Annotated in this window: 13 protein-coding genes; 8 read left to right on the top strand and 5 right to left on the bottom strand. The window is 61.5% G+C overall.

The features are described from left to right. Positions 1–54 precede the first annotated feature (54 nt). Complete coding sequence (locus ACQZ6F_RS20060) at positions 55–1,497, bottom strand: aminotransferase-like domain-containing protein (protein ID WP_449093883.1); 1,443 nt, start codon at positions 1,495–1,497, stop codon at positions 55–57. Positions 1,498–1,605: 108 nt separating this feature from the next. Here ACQZ6F_RS20060 and ACQZ6F_RS20055 point away from each other — a divergent pair, with 108 nt between their 5' ends. The 4 genes from ACQZ6F_RS20055 (at position 1,606) to ACQZ6F_RS20040 (ending at position 5,177) form a co-directional block, all read left to right on the top strand. After that, complete coding sequence (locus ACQZ6F_RS20055; protein ID WP_449093884.1) at positions 1,606–2,469, top strand: DMT family transporter; 864 nt, start codon at positions 1,606–1,608, stop codon at positions 2,467–2,469. A gap of 85 nt (positions 2,470–2,554) precedes the next feature. After that, the gene (locus ACQZ6F_RS20050; RefSeq protein ID WP_077470773.1) at positions 2,555–3,019 is read left to right on the top strand and encodes a nuclear transport factor 2 family protein; all 465 of its coding nucleotides are present in this window, start codon (positions 2,555–2,557) and stop codon (positions 3,017–3,019) included. Continuing rightward, complete coding sequence (locus ACQZ6F_RS20045) at positions 3,020–3,583, top strand: TetR/AcrR family transcriptional regulator (protein WP_449093885.1); 564 nt, start codon at positions 3,020–3,022, stop codon at positions 3,581–3,583. Between the two features lie 268 nt (positions 3,584–3,851). Beyond that, a complete protein-coding gene (locus tag ACQZ6F_RS20040; RefSeq protein WP_449093886.1) occupies positions 3,852–5,177 on the top strand; it encodes a glucoamylase family protein in 1,326 nt (441 codons plus the stop codon). Between the two features lie 213 nt (positions 5,178–5,390). On the opposite strand, the gene ACQZ6F_RS20035 is transcribed toward ACQZ6F_RS20040, so the two are convergent. The 3 genes from ACQZ6F_RS20035 to ACQZ6F_RS20025 all read right to left on the bottom strand — a co-directional run bounded on the left by ACQZ6F_RS20035 (position 5,391) and on the right by ACQZ6F_RS20025 (position 9,381). Continuing rightward, complete coding sequence (locus tag ACQZ6F_RS20035) at positions 5,391–6,380, bottom strand: Ldh family oxidoreductase (RefSeq protein WP_449093887.1); 990 nt, start codon at positions 6,378–6,380, stop codon at positions 5,391–5,393. Positions 6,381–6,461: 81 nt separating this feature from the next. After that, the gene (gene amaB / locus ACQZ6F_RS20030) at positions 6,462–7,997 is read right to left on the bottom strand and encodes an L-piperidine-6-carboxylate dehydrogenase (protein ID WP_449093888.1); all 1,536 of its coding nucleotides are present in this window, start codon (positions 7,995–7,997) and stop codon (positions 6,462–6,464) included. Between the two features lie 100 nt (positions 7,998–8,097). Further along, the gene (locus ACQZ6F_RS20025; protein WP_449093889.1) at positions 8,098–9,381 is read right to left on the bottom strand and encodes an NAD(P)/FAD-dependent oxidoreductase; all 1,284 of its coding nucleotides are present in this window, start codon (positions 9,379–9,381) and stop codon (positions 8,098–8,100) included. Between the two features lie 319 nt (positions 9,382–9,700). Here ACQZ6F_RS20025 and ACQZ6F_RS20020 point away from each other — a divergent pair, with 319 nt between their 5' ends. Both ACQZ6F_RS20020 and ACQZ6F_RS20015 read left to right on the top strand, forming a co-directional pair. Further along, complete coding sequence (locus ACQZ6F_RS20020) at positions 9,701–9,937, top strand: Lrp/AsnC ligand binding domain-containing protein (RefSeq protein ID WP_034481504.1); 237 nt, start codon at positions 9,701–9,703, stop codon at positions 9,935–9,937. A gap of 205 nt (positions 9,938–10,142) precedes the next feature. After that, positions 10,143–11,345, top strand: a complete 1,203-nt coding sequence (locus ACQZ6F_RS20015) for a glycosyltransferase family 4 protein (RefSeq protein WP_449093890.1) — start codon at positions 10,143–10,145, stop codon at positions 11,343–11,345. On the opposite strand, the gene ACQZ6F_RS20010 is transcribed toward ACQZ6F_RS20015, so the two are convergent. Beyond that, positions 11,312–12,166, bottom strand: coding sequence for a glycosyltransferase family 2 protein (locus tag ACQZ6F_RS20010; RefSeq protein ID WP_449093891.1), 855 nt, complete (start codon positions 12,164–12,166; stop codon positions 11,312–11,314). The two genes, ACQZ6F_RS20015 and ACQZ6F_RS20010, sit on opposite strands and share 34 nt — an antisense overlap. 187 nt (positions 12,167–12,353) lie before the next feature. Between ACQZ6F_RS20010 and ACQZ6F_RS20005 the strand changes: the two genes are divergently transcribed. Further along, positions 12,354–13,868, top strand: coding sequence for a lipopolysaccharide biosynthesis protein (locus ACQZ6F_RS20005; RefSeq protein ID WP_449093892.1), 1,515 nt, complete (start codon positions 12,354–12,356; stop codon positions 13,866–13,868). An 11-nt stretch (positions 13,869–13,879) separates the two neighbouring features. After that, positions 13,880–15,670: an alpha/beta fold hydrolase gene (locus tag ACQZ6F_RS20000; protein WP_449093893.1), complete on the top strand. Its 1,791-nt coding sequence runs from the start codon at positions 13,880–13,882 to the stop codon at positions 15,668–15,670. The last annotated feature ends 1 nt before the right edge of the window (position 15,671 follow it).

The following is a 15,671-nucleotide window of genomic DNA, read 5'->3' as shown; positions in this document are numbered from 1 at the left end:
ATCTGCCGGCAGGCACGCCGCCGGCGTCGATGCTCATATCCAGCGGTGCCGTCTCTAGTTTGCAGCGCCACCGTCCACCAAACGATCCGCCGTCAGCCTGCGCATGGCTGTTTCCAATACGTCGAAGATCCGTGGATCTGTGGATTGCGCGACATTGAAGCGGATGAAACGGCCTGCCGTATCCGATACGCTGAAGGCATTGCCGGGCGCAACGATGATACCCTCGGGAAGGCAGACGCGCGCGACATCTGCGGCATCCAGCCCCTCGGGCAGCCGGCACCAAAGGAACATGCCGGCCTGTGGTTTGAGCCAGGGAACGATGCCGATGGCCTCCAGCCGCGCCGCCACCTCATTCATGGTCTTGGCAAGCCGCATCCGCAACGCCTCGATGTGCTTGCGATAGCTGCCATCCTTCAATGCGAGATAGACGAGTTCGGCCGACAATTGCCCGCAGCTGAAGCTGCTGGCGACCTTGAGATCGACGAGCCCGTCGATCCAGTCCGGCCTGGCGGCAATGAAGCCGCAGCGTATCGAGGCTGAGAGCGTTTTCGAAAAGCTGCCGATATGGATCACCCGGTCGAGCCCGTCATAGGCGGCTAGCCGTGGCGCCGGGACATCCTCGAAATCGGCAAAAATATCGTCCTCGATGATGATCAGGTCGGAAGCCTCGGCCAGTTTCAGCAGCCGATGTGCGGTCGCGGGCGAAAGCGCCGCACCCGTCGGATTGTGAATGGCGGAATTGGTGACATAGAGGCGCGGCCTGTGCCGCTCCAAAGCCTGGCCGAACAGCTCGACATCCGGCCCCGTCGGCGTGAAAGGCACGGAGACGACGTTGACGCGATGGGCGCGCAGCAGTGCATGGAAATTGAAGTAGCAGGGATCGTCCACCAGCACGGTATCGCCGGGCTCAAGCAGAAAGCGGCAGAGAAGATCGATGGCCTGCGTGCCGGACTCCGTCAACATGATCTGATCCGGACGCGCGGCGATGCCGTGTTCGCCCAAACGTCTGGCGAGCAGCTGCCGCAACGGCGGCAGGCCAAGCGGCGTTCCATAATTGGCGAGCGCCCCCACATCCCCGCGCGCCAGCGTCCGCATCGCCCGACGCAAGGCCGCCTGTGGCAGCCATGACGGCGGCAACCAGCCGCAGCCGGGCTTCAGCATGTCATCGCCAACTTCGAGCGATTGCCGCGAGATCCATAGCGGATCGACGTTGAGATCCGATCTTGCCCCAGTTTCGGACAGCAAGAGCGGCGGCAACGGGCCGCAGACATAGAATCCCGAACCCGGCCGAGAGCGGATGACGCCCTCGGCGGCAAGCCGCTCATACGCCTCGACGACGGTGGAAACCGAGACTTGCATGGTCTTGGCGAAGCTGCGCACCGACGGCAGCCGCGCCCCCGGCATCAGGTTGCGGCCCGCGATCCGATCCGAGATCGCCGCCATGACCCCTTCGATCCGCGTGCCGCCGACGATGTTTTTTACTGACAGACCATCCATCCATACTGCACCCACAACCATAACAGTTCATGCAAATTGTACTGTACTGTCTATGGCTTGCCTCGTCAAACTCGTCGATACCAGCGAAGATAAGAAGGAGCATGTGCAATGGACAAGACAACAACGGGCTGGATCTACGGGATGACCGGGGTGGTAATCTTCAGCGGGTCGCTGCCGGCGACGCGGGTAGCCGTGATGGATTTCGACCCGCTATTTTTGACCGTCGCCCGGGCCGTCATCGCCGGACTGCTGGGCCTGTGCCTGTTGCTCGCCTTTCGCGAAAAGCGCCCTGCCCGCAGCGACATCGCATCACTCGCGATCGTCGCGCTTGGCTGCGTCATCGGTTTTCCCCTGTTGACGGCGCTGGCGCTCAAGCATGTCACGTCGGCCCATTCGATCGTCTTCATCGGGTTGCTGCCGCTTGCAACCGCCATCTTCGGGGTGCTGCGCGGCGGCGAACGGCCACGCCCGGCCTTCTGGATATTCTCGGCCATCGGCAGCGGGCTCGTCAGCGGCTACGCGTTTGCGCAGGGTGTCTCGGCTTCGCCAGTCGGCGATCTCCTGATGCTCGCAGCCGTTCTTGTCTGCGGGCTCGGCTATGCCGAAGGTGCGGTTCTGTCGCGCCGGCTCGGCGGCTGGCAGGTCATTTGCTGGGCGCTGGTTCTGTCCCTCCCTGTCACCATCGCACTCTGCATCGCCACCATGCCGCCCACCATGGCCGGCATCGGCGAACCGGCATGGCTTGGCCTTACCTATGTTTCGCTGTTCAGCATGCTGATCGGTTTCGTCTTCTGGTATCGCGGGCTGGCGCAGGGCGGCATCGCAGCCGTCGGGCAATTGCAGTTCCTGCAGCCCTTCTTCGGCTTCGCGCTTGCCGCACTCCTGCTCAAGGAGAGCGTCAGCTGGTCTATGCTCGTCGTTACCATCGCCGTCGTCGGCTGCGTCGCGGGTGCCAGGAAGTTTGCACGCTGACGCCAGTATCCATGCAACAGCCGACCGCTTGATCTTCTAAACCGATTGGTCTATTAAATACCAATCGGTTTAGAAGGAGCACATCATGCCAACGCCGCTTATCCCGCCTTTCACGCTCGAAACCGCCATCGCCAAGGTCCGCATGGCCGAAGATGGCTGGAATAGCCGCGATCCCGATCGTGTCTCCAAGGTCTATACGGAAGACAGCCAATGGCGAAACCGCGCCGAATTCCCGCGCGGCCGCAAGGAGATCGTCGAGTTCCTGACGCGCAAATGGGCAAGGGAGCTGGATTATCGGCTGATCAAAGAACTCTGGGCCTTCGAGGGCAATCGCATCGCCGTCCGCTTCGCCTATGAATGGCGCGATGACAGCGGCCACTGGTTCCGCTCCTACGGCAACGAGAATTGGGAATTCGATGCCGACGGCCTGATGCAGCGCCGCTTTGCCTCGATCAACGACATGCCGATCAGGGAAGAAGACCGGAAGTTCCATTGGCCGCTCGGCCGACGCCCGGACGATCATCCAAGCCTGTCCGATCTCGGCCTCTAAATGCCGCGGACCATCTTCGAAAAGCCCGATGCCATCGCCCTTGTGGCCGAGGTCTTTCGCGAACTCGGCTATGAGGGCGCGTCGATGAGCAACATCACGGCACGCACCAAACTGTCGAAAGGCAGCCTCTATCACTTCTTTCCGGGCGGCAAGGAACAGATGGCAGCCGAGATCATGGCCCATATCGACGGCTGGTTCGTGACTGAGATGTTCAAGCCGCTCGAAGAAGGGGAACCCCGTGCTGCGATCCGCACAATGTGGGAGACAGCAGACAGGTATTTCCGCTCCGGTCGCCGCATCTGCCTGATCGGCGCTTTTGCACTGGACGAGACGCGCGATCGCTTCTCGAACGCCATCCGCGGCTATTTTCAGCGCTGGATCGAGGCGCTTGCCGGCGCGCTGATGAGAGCCGGCCTGGTCAGCACCGAAGCGCAGGCGCTCGCTGAAGAAGCGGTCGTCGGCATTCAGGGCGCGCTGATGCTCGCGAGAGCACTTGGGGATGAAGCGGTCTTCGGCAGAATATTGGAGCGGCTGAAGCAAAGGCTGGAAACCGCACTCTGCTAGGCTGTTTCAGCCCCCGAATCACCCGCGCAACACATGCCTTTCTCGTTAACGAATGGGGCCGAGCAACGCGTGCTTGATGCCCTATATGATAGAAATTCGCCTGCAAACGGCATTTTTGGCCCTCTGGGTTGGGGATGACCGCTCCCACAACCCGCTGATATTAAAGAATCCTCCATAAAAGTATGGCATTGTTAATCATGTTTGATTTGCAACTATCCAAGCTCCCATGTTCAGCAGGCGATGGGAGCATCGAGGAGATGGATAGAAGATGCTGCAGCAGGTAAACGAAACTGACGACGCCTTGATCGATCGACTGCAACGTTCCGCATTCGATTATTTCATGCTTCACACCAACCCCGAAAACGGGCTGGTCGCCGATACCTCGATCAAGACAAGCCACTGCAGCATTGCCGCCGTTGGCTTTGCGCTGTCGAGCTATCCGGTCGCCGTCGAGCGCGGGTGGATCAGCCGAGCCGATGCCGCCCAGCGCGTGCTGACCACGCTCGACTTCTTCGCCGACAGCCAGCAGGGCACCGAACGCGGCGCCACCGGCCATCGCGGCTTCTATTACCACTTCCTCTACATGGAGACCGGCAAGCGCGCCTGGAACAGTGAGCTGTCGACGATCGACACCGGCCTGCTTCTGCTCGGCGTCTTGACGGCTGCGGCCTATTTCGACGGCAATAGCCAGGCTGAGCAGGATCTCCGCAAACAAGCGAAATTTCTCTACGAGCGCTGCGATTGGCATTGGGCCCTGAACAAGGGACCGACGATCAGCATGGGCTGGAAGCCGGGAAGCGGCTTCCTGCGCTGGCGCTATCAGGGCTATGACGAGGCGATCTTCCTCTATGTCATGGCGCTGGCCTCGCCCACGCATGCCATCCCGCCTTCGAGCTACGACGCCTTCGCATCGACCTATACCTGGATGATGTTCAAGGATACGCCGTTCCTCTATGCAGGGCCGCTGTTCATCCATCTGTTCTCGCATGCCTGGATCGATTTCCGCGGCATCAGCGACAAGCATGTCGCTGACAAGGGCATCGATTATTTCCGCAACACCCAGACAGCAATCTCGGTGCAGCGCGACTATACGGAGCGCAATCCCGGCCATTTCGTTGGCTATGGGAAGGATATCTGGGGCCTCTCGGCCTGCGACGGTCCCAACCCGACCGGCACGAAGCATAGCCAGCGATATAGCCCGAAAGTCTTCGGCTATGCCGCCCGCGGCGCACCGCTTGGACCTGACGACGGCACGATCGCGCCCTGGGGGCCACTCTCCTGCCTGCCCTTCGACCGCCAGGCCGCGCTCGACGGCACGAAGGCGCTGCTGGAAACCTATCCCAACCTGCTGCTCGACGGTCGTTTTCCCGGCGGCTTCAATCCGAGCGTCAAGGGTCCTGGCCCGGAAGGCTGGGTCGACGACCGCTCAGTCGCCATCGACCAGGGCCTGCTCGTCATGATGATCGAAAATGCCCGCACCGGCATGATCTGGAACCTGATGCGCCAATCGCCGATCCTTCGCCACGGCCTGGAACGCGCAGGCTTCACCGGTGGCTGGCTCGATGAGAAACAGGCAACGCCCGCCATCGCGTGAACATTGCAGCGATGTGCCTGGCCCCTCACCCTAGCCCTCTCCCCGCAGGCGGGGCGAGGGGACGATAGAGCCAAGCAACGATCCTCCTCGCACATCAACCACTGTCTGACGTGGTAACTCCCTCGCCCCGCATTGCGGGGAGCGGGCTGGGGTGAGGGGCTGTGCGTGAAAGCCCAGCAAAAACTAACTCACCCGATTATCATCTTCGACACCTCAAAGCCCCTTAATCGCCTCGATCACTTCGTCCTCGACCACAATCCCATTGGCAATTGCTTCTCGCCGCGAAGTCTGACCGCGCCGGCCGGGCAAACGCACATTCGGATCGCGGCTAATCTCGCTTGCCAGCAACGCTAGCCGCTCTGCCGAATTAGCAGCGCTCATTGCAGCCGGGTTGATGGCGATGATCGTGTGGCCGAGTGCCGGCGGGGCGCCCCTGTCGTCGAAGAGCGAAGAAGATTCGAAGGAATAGTTGGCACCGGTGAGGCCGGCAGCCAGAATTTCCACCATCAGCGCCAGCGCCGCCCCTTTCGAATCGCCGGCCGGGATCATGGTGCCAGCCAGCGCCTCCTCGGCATCGGTGGTCGGCCTTCCCTCGCGGTCGAAAGCCCAGTCGGCGGGGATGGGAGCACCCTTCTGCCGCGCCGCCATCACCTTGCCGCGCGCCACTTTCGATAGCGCAAGGTCGATCACGATCGGGTCGTCATCCGGCAGCGGTGCTGCAAACGCAACGGGGTTGGTGCCGAAGACCGGCGTCTTGCCGCCCCAGGGCGCCATCGACGCCGGTGCATTGGCAACCATCAGCGCCACTAGTCCCTGATCGGCGAAACGCTCCACCGTAAGGCCCATGACACCGGCATGATGCGAGCGGCTGATGGCGGCAAGCGCGATCCCCTGTTCGCGAGCGATATCGGGAAGTGCTGAAACGGCTAGATCGAGCGCCGGATAGGCATAGCCATTGCCGGCATCGATGCGCAGCACGGCGGGAAAGGGCCGGCCCAACTGCGGCACGGCGAAACCATCGGTCTTGCCGGCCTTGGCCTGCCCGGCATAGGCCAGAACGCGACGCAGACCATGACCACCCTGCCCGGCAGCTTCCGCCGCCACGAGTGCGACGGCCACCGAGCGCGCATTGTCAGCACTCACCCTGCTGCGCTGCAGCGCCTCCACGACCAGCGTTTCGGCTTCGGCGAGCGACAGTTGCATGGAGCGAGACCTTGAAAACGCAAAGGGAACGAAGACGTTCTACGCCTTCGTTCCCTTCACCGCAATGCAGCAAAATATCAGCTATTCAACGTCGAACTTGACGCCCTGCGCCAGCGGCAGGGTGCGGCCGTAATTGATGGTGTTGGTCGCCCTGCGCATATAGGCCTTCCAGGCGTCCGACCCGGATTCGCGCCCGCCGCCCGTTTCCTTCTCACCGCCGAAAGCGCCGCCGATTTCGGCGCCGGAGGGGCCAAGATTGACATTGGCGATGCCGCAATCGGAGCCGCGCGACGAAACGAAAGTCTCAGCCTCGCGCATGTCATTGGTGAAGATCGAGGACGAGAGGCCTTGCGGCACGGCATTATGCAGCGCCAGCGCCTGATTGAAGTCGCTATATTTCATCACATAGAGGATCGGCGCGAAGGTCTCCTGCTCCACCGGGCCAGTCTGCTCGGACATTTCGACCAGCGCCGGGCGAACATAGAAGGCGCCGGCAGAACCATTTTCGACGCGATCGCCGCCCGTGATCTTGCCGCCAGCCGCCTTTGCAGCGCTAAGCGCCGCCTGCATGCGGTCGAAGGCCTGCTTGTCGATCAGTGGGCCAACAAGCGTTCCCGGCTCCAGCGGATTGCCGATCGTCACCGAGCCATAGGCCTTCCGTAGGCGCGGCACCAGCTGGTCATAGACGCTGTCGTGAACGAAGAGCCGCCGCAGCGTCGTGCAGCGCTGGCCGGCGGTGCCCATGGCCGAGAAGGCGACGCCGCGCAAGGTCAGGTCGAGATCGGCCGACGGGCAGACAATGGCGGCATTGTTGCCGCCGAGTTCGAGGATGGCGCGAGCGAAACGGCCGGCGAGACGCGGACCGACGGCGCGGCCCATGGCTGTGGAGCCAGTCGCCGACACCAACGGCACTTGGCGGTGATCGACCAACAGCTCGCCGAGATCGCGTCCGCCGATCAGAAGAGTCGAGAGATTGGCCGGCGCCTCGCCGCCCTCGGCGACGTAGCGCTTCAATGCCTTTTCGAACAGGGCCTGCACGGCAAGCGCCGTCAGCGGCGTCTTTTCCGAAGGCTTCCAGATGGTGGAATTGCCGCAAACGATGGCAAGTGCCGCATTCCACGACCAGACGGCAACGGGGAAGTTGAAAGCCGAGATGATGCCGACCGCACCCAGCGGATGCCAGCTTTCCATCATCCGGTGTTCGGAGCGCTCCGTGGCGATGGTCAGGCCGTAAAGCTGGCGCGAGAGACCGACGGCGAAATCGCAGATGTCGATCATCTCCTGTACTTCACCGAGACCTTCGGAGGTGATTTTGCCCACTTCGACGGAAACCAGGCGGCCAAGCGCCGCCTTGCCGGCACGCAGCTCCTCGCCGAGCAGACGGATCAGCTCGCCGCGCTTCGGCGCCGGCACATCACGCCACGCGAGGAACGCATCGTGCGCCCTGTCGATAGCAGCCTTCGCCTCACCAGCCGAATGCTCCCTGAGCCGGCCGATCTCTGCCCCGGTCACCGGAGAGGTAACGGCGAGCGTACCGCCCGTATAGCGATCGGTTGAAACGCCGAGTTCCGTCAAGATCGCCTTAGTCTCGGCAGCAAGATCTGATGTCGCGGTCATCTCGTTTCCTCTTCCTGTGATGGTAGGTTCTTGTGGTTTTATCTCTTTGCTTTACGCAATTCCGGACGGAAAACCGCTACGCACCTTTCCTGGAATTGCTCTAGACCCTAGCGCCGACGAAATGCGCAGCCTGGGCACCGGCCTCGTACCAGATTTCCTTCGCCGCCCTGAAGCTCGGCTCGACGACGTCGGTCACCGGCAGCGGCAGATCGGCCTCGGAAATCTGCCCGAGGATGTGCCCGGCAAGCACCTTGCCGAACACGGTGCCCGGCGCAATGCCGCGGCCATTATAGCCGGAAAAGCCGACGACATTCTGCGCCAGCTTGTGGAAGCGCGGCAGCGCATTGTCGGTCATGCCGATCTTGCCGTACCATTCGCATTCAAAGGGAATATCCCCAAGCTGCGGAAAGAGCTTTTTGAGGGAACGCCGGGCCCAGCTCTTATGGATCGCAAGGCCGGTATTGCGCAGCGCCCCGACGCTGCCGAAGACGAGCCGGCCGGCCTGATCCATACGGAAGGATGACAAGACTTCCTTGGTGTCCCAAGCCCCCTCGCGGCCAGGCAGGACGGATTTACGCAAGTTATCGCCGAGCGGCACGGTGGCAAAATTGAAATAGGGAAGATGCACCTGCTCGTTTCGCACCTGTTCCCACGGACCGGTGCTATAGGCATCCGTCGCAACGACGATCCAGTCGGCGGTGACCTTGCCGCCATCGGTCGAAACCACCCATTTCGCGCCGTTTCTTTCCGTAGAAGTCACGCGGCTGCCGGTGTGAACGGCAACGCCGGCTTTCACTACCGCATGCGCCAGGCCGCGCGCATAGGCAAGCGGCTGCAATGTGCCGGCGCGCATGTCGAGCAGAGCTCCGGCATAGGCGGAGCTGCCGACCCGGCGCTCAGTTTCCCGCGCGTCCAGCACCGTAACCGGTGCGCCGCGCTTGCTCCACTGGCGAGCCCGCTCCTCGATCTCTTTCATGCCCTCCGGCCCGACGGCGCAATGCAGCGTGCCATTGCGCTCCAGCTCGCAGGCAATGTCGTGCTTGTCGATCAGCTCCATGACAAGTTTCGGCCCATTGCCGAGAAGGTCAAGAAGCCGCTCGCCGTGAACGGCGCCAAGCTCTCCCGGAAGATCGTCGGGCATCACCCACATGCCGGCATTGATCAGGCCGACATTGCGCCCGGCTCCGCCGAAACCGATCTCATTGGCCTCGAGCAACACGACGTTGCTACCCGCTTCGGCAAGATGCAGCGCCGCCGATAAGCCGGTGTAGCCACCCCCCACGATCACCACATCGGCATGGACATCGCCGGAAAGCGGCAATGTCGCCGGCGGCAGCGGGGCAGTCTTTTCCCAAAGACCGTGGGAGCGTGGGTCATTCAGCATGAAATCGGTCCATTCGACGAAGGCAATCGCGCTAATCTAGCGCCACGCCTGCCTTTGCGGAAGCGGCAAGAACGACATCCGGTGGACAGAGCATGATGCCCAAAAGTGTAACCGGTTTTCGGACGACATCATGCTCCACTTCCTTGGTTCCGGAGCGGCTTCAGATTTCAAGTGGAACAGACCTGAAATCATCCGCTCTGGAGAAAAACTTGCATGGTCATGGCGCTTTCGGCCATTATAGAGAAAATGCCGGCCGCCATCGTGGCCGCAGATAAAAGCACGTCGCCATCGCGGCTGCGGTCAGAAGCAGGACAATCTCATGAAGCCCATTTTCGTTCAGCTCCAATGCGCTCCCGGCAGGACCTACGAAGTCGCCGACGCGATCTACCAGACGGAGCTGGTTTCGGAACTCTATTCCACCAGCGGCGAATACGACCTGCTGCTGAAGGTCTATATCAAGGAAGAGCAGGATATCGGCATCTTCATCAACGACAACATCGCCAAGATCCCCGGCATCGTCCGCTCCCTGACGACGCTGACGTTCCAGGCGTTTTAAGAGACCTGGCATTTATTGCGGCTGAATCCGGGTTCAAAAATCGCCCTGATATTAACCCTCTTGCCTAAAGCCGCTCGGCTTTCGACCCTCGATTAAGCCCTTTTTAACCGCCCGGGTGATCTGCTTTGGCGACTGATCAACGGGCGGCGCGCTGCAGCGCCGGATTGCCGGCGCCTGGCGCGGCATAGGGGTCGAGGGTGGATCGATGACATCGGCTGTTGCGGATATTCAGGCAAGCAAGCAGGCGGGACCACTGATCGTGCACATCGTGCGCCAGTTCCTGCCGAACAAGGGCGGCCTGGAAGATGTCGTCGCCAATCTCTGCCGGCAGCTGGTCACCCGCGGCTATCGCGTGCGCGTCGTCACCTGCAACACGCTGTTTTCCGATCCGGGCCGCGAACTGGCGGCAAACGAAACCATCGACGGCATCGAGATCGTGCGTATCCCCTGGTCCGGCTCCAGCCGCTATCCGGTCGCACCCCAGGCGTTCCGCCATGTAGCCGACGCCGATCTGGTGCATGTCCATGCCATCGATTTCTTCTTCGACGCGCTGGCCTGGGGCAAGCTGATGCATGGGCGCCCCATGGTCGCCACCACGCATGGCGGCTTCTTCCACACGCCCAAATATGCCGTCATCAAGAAGATCTGGTTCAATACCGCAACGCGGCTTTCAGCACTCGGCTACAACTATCTCATCTGCTGCAGCCAGTCGGACGCACGGCTCTTTTCCAATATTGCCGAAAGCCGTGTCCGTCTCATCGAGAACGGCGCCGATGTCGGCAAGTTCGCCAATTGCGCCGCATTGGAAGCGCGCCGCCGCATCGTCACCATCGGCCGTTTCTCGGTCAACAAGCGGCTGGACCGCATGCTCGATGTCATGAAGGTGCTGGCAGCCCGCGATGCCGAATGGCATCTCGATATTATCGGTGCCGTATCGGATCTCGATAAGCCAACGCTGGAGAGCGAAATCGCCGCTCGCAACCTCGAACGCAACGTCTCCCTACACGTGTCGATCGATGACGGCTCGATCCGCAACATCATCGCCCGCGCCTCGCTCTTCGCTTCCGCCTCGGAATATGAGGGCTTCGGCCTGGTGGCGATCGAGGCGATGAGCGCAGGGCTGTTGCCGGTGCTGCACACGAACGAAGCCTACAAGGCGATGGCCGAAACCCATCCCGCGCTCATGCTTTCCGACTTCTCCGATCCGGAAGCGGCCGCCGATACGCTGACCGCAGCTTTCGAGCGCCTTCAGGCCGATGATCTGACCCTGAGGCAGGAATTGCTGCACGATGCCCGTGCCTATGCATGGGATGAGGTCGCCCAGCGCTACATGGATGTCTATGCCGAAACCTTGACGCCGAAGGGCAAATCGCCTCAGCTTTTGCGCCAGCGCGGCCAGGCCGCATAACCTTCCAGAATGCCCAGAAGCCAGGCGCGCTTGTAGCGCGCCGCATCGAAATTGAAACGCGCCAGGGCTGCAAGCCACCCGGCAACGGGCCGGAACAACCGATAGCCGACATAATAAGACGGGAAGGCCTGCTTGCGCATCAAGGCGCCGAAGCCGCGGCCATATTTGCGCGCCCGCTCCACCTGCCGCGGACCATATTCGCTGGTGACCTGATCGTGATGGACGATCAGTTCCGGGAAGAACATTGCCTGCTTGCCGGCGGCAAGCGCGCGCAGCAGAAAATCCGCCTCTTCGCCGCTCTGGAAGGGTGATTGCGAGCCGACACCGAGGTCTTCATCGAAACCGCCGATTTCAGCGAGCGCGGCGCGGCGTACGAAGATACCGTTGGAATTGCCGCATTTCAGATAGTTCCAGCGCGTCAGCGCAAGCCGCGTCTCGCCGGTCGGGCTGACGGAGGCGAGCCCATCGGCATCGAGTGTGCGGCCGGTAACGATCGCAAGCTCGGAATGCGCGGCAAACAGCGCCGCGGCATCGGCAAGCGTATCGGCCTCGTACCAACAGTCATCGTCGGGAAAGCAGACATAATCGCCTGTGGCCACCGCCATGCCGTTGTTGCGCGCCCGCGAAAGGCCTTTGGGCGACCGAATATGCCGGATGGCGAAATGAGGAGAAAAACCGTCGATGAGCCCGCTCAGCCGATCATCCGCATTCTGGTCGACGACGATCACCTCGAAATCGCGGTAACACTGTGCGACGAGCGACCGGAACAGACGCTCGAGCTGATCGAAGCGATCGACCGTGCAGACGATGAGGCTGAACAATGAAACCCTCCCGACAAGCTCCGGGGCGGCCAACATCAGAAGGAATGAATATTAGCCGAAGTAAAAAGTGAACTTACAGCAGCATTAAGCCCTAAATATTAAGGCATATGAAATAGAGCTGACGCTATCCCCATGAAGAGCCGACATGTGCATTGAGTCTCGGCGAATTGAGGAACGGTCTATCTTCATGACGAAGAGCATTATGGCAAATTCGGTATTGAACGCGGCGGCGGGATTGACCCTGCTTGCGACCGGCTTTGCCTGTTCGATCATTGCCGCCCGTCTGCTTGGCCCGGAAGCCAACGGCATCATCGCCTTCTCGCTCTGGCTGACAACGACGGGCGCGCTCATCGCCGAACTCGGCGCCGGCGTGACCCTGCTGCGCATCCTGCCGCAATTAAAAGGACGCGGTTATTCGACAGAAGAGCGACTGGGCTTTGCCGCCTATCTCCTGCAGCCGACTATTCTGGCAACCGTAATCCTGCTCGTCGGCTATACCGCCTATTATTGGGATACGGAGCGATTGCATTGGGCCGGCGACGCCTCCGCCGTCATCGCCATCACCGGCATATTTTTCGTTCTGCAGTCGCTCGGCGCCTACAGCAAGAATTACCTGATCGGCGAGCAGCAAGTCGGCGCATTCCTGCGCCTCACGGTGATAAGCTCCGCATTGCAGCTCGTTACCGTGCTCGTCGGAGCGATCTTCTTCGGCGTCAGCGGTGCCCTTGCCGGCTATGCCATCGGCCAGCTGCCGATGTTCGTCGCGACGCTCAAGATCGCGATTGCCCGAAGGAACAGCTGCGGCGTCGGCCTTTCCGCTCTCGTCAGCTCATCGCTCATTCTCTCGATCGAGCTCATCAACAGCTCCATCTTTCTCAATCGCATCGAGCTTCTGTTCCTGCAGCGTTACTGGGGTATCGAGGCTGTCGGCTTTTATGCCGTTGGCCTGTCGCTTGCCAATCTGGCGCTACAGCTGCCGGTGCAATTGAGCGGCAGCCTGCTGCCCTATTATTCCGAACAGATGCATGCACGCGCATCGGACAAGCTGCCGGTCGAGGTCTTTGCCGGCGTGGCGCGCAGCCTCGCCTACATCACCTTGCCGATGAGCTTCGGTCTTGCGGCAATCGCGCCCGAACTTGTCGTGATGATCTTCGGTCAACCTTTCGCGCCGAGCGGCGGCATGGTGGCGCTGCTGTCGCTGACCGCAGCACCCTATGTCTTCATGCAGATATGCACGCAATATCTCTATTCGCTGGACCGCGTGCGCGAACGCACCATCATCGGTGTCATCGCCAGTGTCGTCATGGTCGTTGGCTGCCTGGTCGCTGTGCCCTTTTACGGCGGCGAAGGCGCCGCGCTGGTGCGCCTTCTGACCGTCACCGTCATGTGCCTTCTGATGGTGCGCCGCATGGAATTCGAAGGCTCGACGCGTGGTATGATGATCAATCTAGCCAAGGTGACGATCGCAGCCATTCTTTGCGCGGCAGCCGCCTATGGCTTCGTTCAGGCACTGCCCGGCGTCGCCGGCCTCGTGGGCGCCATCATTGCCGGCGGCCTCGCCTATGGCATCGCTCTCAGACTGCTGAAAGCCGTGCCTGTCGAGGACATCGACGTTCTGCAGAAAATCGCGGGGCGATTGCCCGCCCGTATCAATCCAATTGCTATTCAGGCCTTGGCGTTACTGGCGCCGCGTCGCATGTGAGGAGAAACGCCATGGCTGGTTGGGGAGCCGCCGCAGATGCGAATGAAACAAGAGACCTAAAATCAGCAGCAATGCCGGTGACCTTTTCAGGTACGGTCGGGCTATTCATGGCCGCCGCCACGCCATCGACAGACACCGCCGCCCTGTTCCTCAGCCCCTGGGGCTTCGAGGAAATGTGCGTCCGCAAATTCTGGCGAATCCTGGCGGAAGATCTGGCGGCTATCGGCATAGCCAGCCTGCGTTTCGACTATGCCGGCACCGGCGATGCACTTGACGTCGCCGACGAGGGCGAGGGACTGACGCTCTGGCAAGAGACGGCGCTCGCTGCCGCTGCCAGGCTGAAGTCGCTCTCCGGCTGCGAACGGTTGATCCTCATCACCCAGGGCCTCGGCGGCACCATTGCCGCAACATTGGCCGAACGGCTTCCAGATGTCGACGGCATTGCCTTTCTAGCACCCATCATCTCGGGCCGTGCCTATCTTCGCGAGCTGACGATGTGGGCGAAGATGATCGACGAAGGCATGGGCCTGGAAGAAGCGCAACGTCAGACGGAAGGTGTTACCGTCGCCAGCCTGCGCATGCCGGATACCGTTGCCGACGCAGTCAAAAAGCTCAATCTGACTGCCCTTACGCGGCTTAACACACCGAATTGCCTCGTACTCACACGGCCCGGCCGCCCCGCAGATACGGACTTCGCCCGCCATCTCGAGACATTGGCCCCGCATGTCGAGTGCGGGACATATGAGGGCTATGACGAACTGGTGTCCAACCCGACGGTCGCCATCATGCCGACAGTCACGGGCAACAGGATCGTGGAATGGGCTGGGTCGATTGCCGCCCAGTCGAACAAAGCCGCATCAATCAACTCCGAAACGCCGATTGCGGAACCTCTCGTCGGCGACGGGTTTCGCGAGACGCCAGTACGCTTCGGCAAAGGCGAGCGCATCTTCGGCATTCTCTGCGAACCAGAAGGCGAACGCACCGGAGCAACCGCGCTGCTATTAACGACGGCCTATGATCGGCATGCGGGTTGGGGGCGAATGTCGGTCAGCATGGCGCGCGCTCTTGCCCGCGACGGCATTGCCTCGCTGCGTTTTGACAACGCCAATGTCGGCGATAGCCCGCCGCTTCCCGGCGCGCCGGAACAGGTGCTCTATTCCCGCGAACAGCACCTCGATGTCGCAGAAGCCCTCGACCTGCTGGAGGCGCGCAAACTTTTGCCGGCCTTCATCGTCGGCCGCTGCAGCGGCGGCTATCTTGCCTTCCAGGCGGCCCAGCGCGATATCAGATGCCAGGGGCTCATCACCGTCAACCCCTACAGCTTTTCCTGGGACGAAAGCCGGTCGGTTGACGAAGCCTTGCGTTATGCACCGCGATCGCTTGAAACCTACGGGCGGAAACTCCTGCAGCTGGAAACGTTAAAACGGCTCTTTGGCGGCCAGATCGACGCGAAGAGCGCCTTGCGCAACCTCGCCACCGTATTGGGCCGCCGCGTGATACGTTCGACCCGCCAATTGCTCGGCGTCTTTCCCTTCCTCGCCGGCGTACAAGGGCCTGTCATCAGCGGCTTTCGCGCGCTCGCCAAGCGCGGGGTCGACATGTCCTTGATCTACAGTGCTCGCGATATCGGCCTCGATCATCTCCACGAGCAGTTCGGCGAGGATGGCAGCGGCCTGAAACATTTTCCGGACATCCGCCTCACCATCATTCCCGAGGCCGACCACAATCTGACCCCGCCATATGCCCGCAAGGTCTATTTGCGCGAGGTGCGGGAAATGGGATTGAGGCTCGGCAAGGCATGAA

It is taken from the genome of Rhizobium sp. A22-96, assembly GCF_053521805.1.
Note: the sequence above shows the minus strand (reverse complement) of the source record. Positions and strands in the feature narration are given on the sequence as shown.

Coding starts and splice junctions, on each gene's coding strand:
- ACQZ6F_RS20060 (WP_449093883.1), bottom strand. CDS start 1,497: ATGGATGGTCTGTCAGTAAAAAACATCGTCGGCGGCACGCGGATCGAA.
- ACQZ6F_RS20055 (WP_449093884.1), top strand. CDS start 1,606: ATGGACAAGACAACAACGGGCTGGATCTACGGGATGACCGGGGTGGTA.
- ACQZ6F_RS20050 (WP_077470773.1), top strand. CDS start 2,555: ATGCCAACGCCGCTTATCCCGCCTTTCACGCTCGAAACCGCCATCGCC.
- ACQZ6F_RS20045 (WP_449093885.1), top strand. CDS start 3,020: ATGCCGCGGACCATCTTCGAAAAGCCCGATGCCATCGCCCTTGTGGCC.
- ACQZ6F_RS20040 (WP_449093886.1), top strand. CDS start 3,852: ATGCTGCAGCAGGTAAACGAAACTGACGACGCCTTGATCGATCGACTG.
- ACQZ6F_RS20035 (WP_449093887.1), bottom strand. CDS start 6,380: ATGCAACTGTCGCTCGCCGAAGCCGAAACGCTGGTCGTGGAGGCGCTG.
- amaB (WP_449093888.1), bottom strand. CDS start 7,997: ATGACCGCGACATCAGATCTTGCTGCCGAGACTAAGGCGATCTTGACG.
- ACQZ6F_RS20025 (WP_449093889.1), bottom strand. CDS start 9,381: ATGCTGAATGACCCACGCTCCCACGGTCTTTGGGAAAAGACTGCCCCG.
- ACQZ6F_RS20020 (WP_034481504.1), top strand. CDS start 9,701: ATGAAGCCCATTTTCGTTCAGCTCCAATGCGCTCCCGGCAGGACCTAC.
- ACQZ6F_RS20015 (WP_449093890.1), top strand. CDS start 10,143: ATGACATCGGCTGTTGCGGATATTCAGGCAAGCAAGCAGGCGGGACCA.
- ACQZ6F_RS20005 (WP_449093892.1), top strand. CDS start 12,354: ATGACGAAGAGCATTATGGCAAATTCGGTATTGAACGCGGCGGCGGGA.
- ACQZ6F_RS20000 (WP_449093893.1), top strand. CDS start 13,880: ATGGCTGGTTGGGGAGCCGCCGCAGATGCGAATGAAACAAGAGACCTA.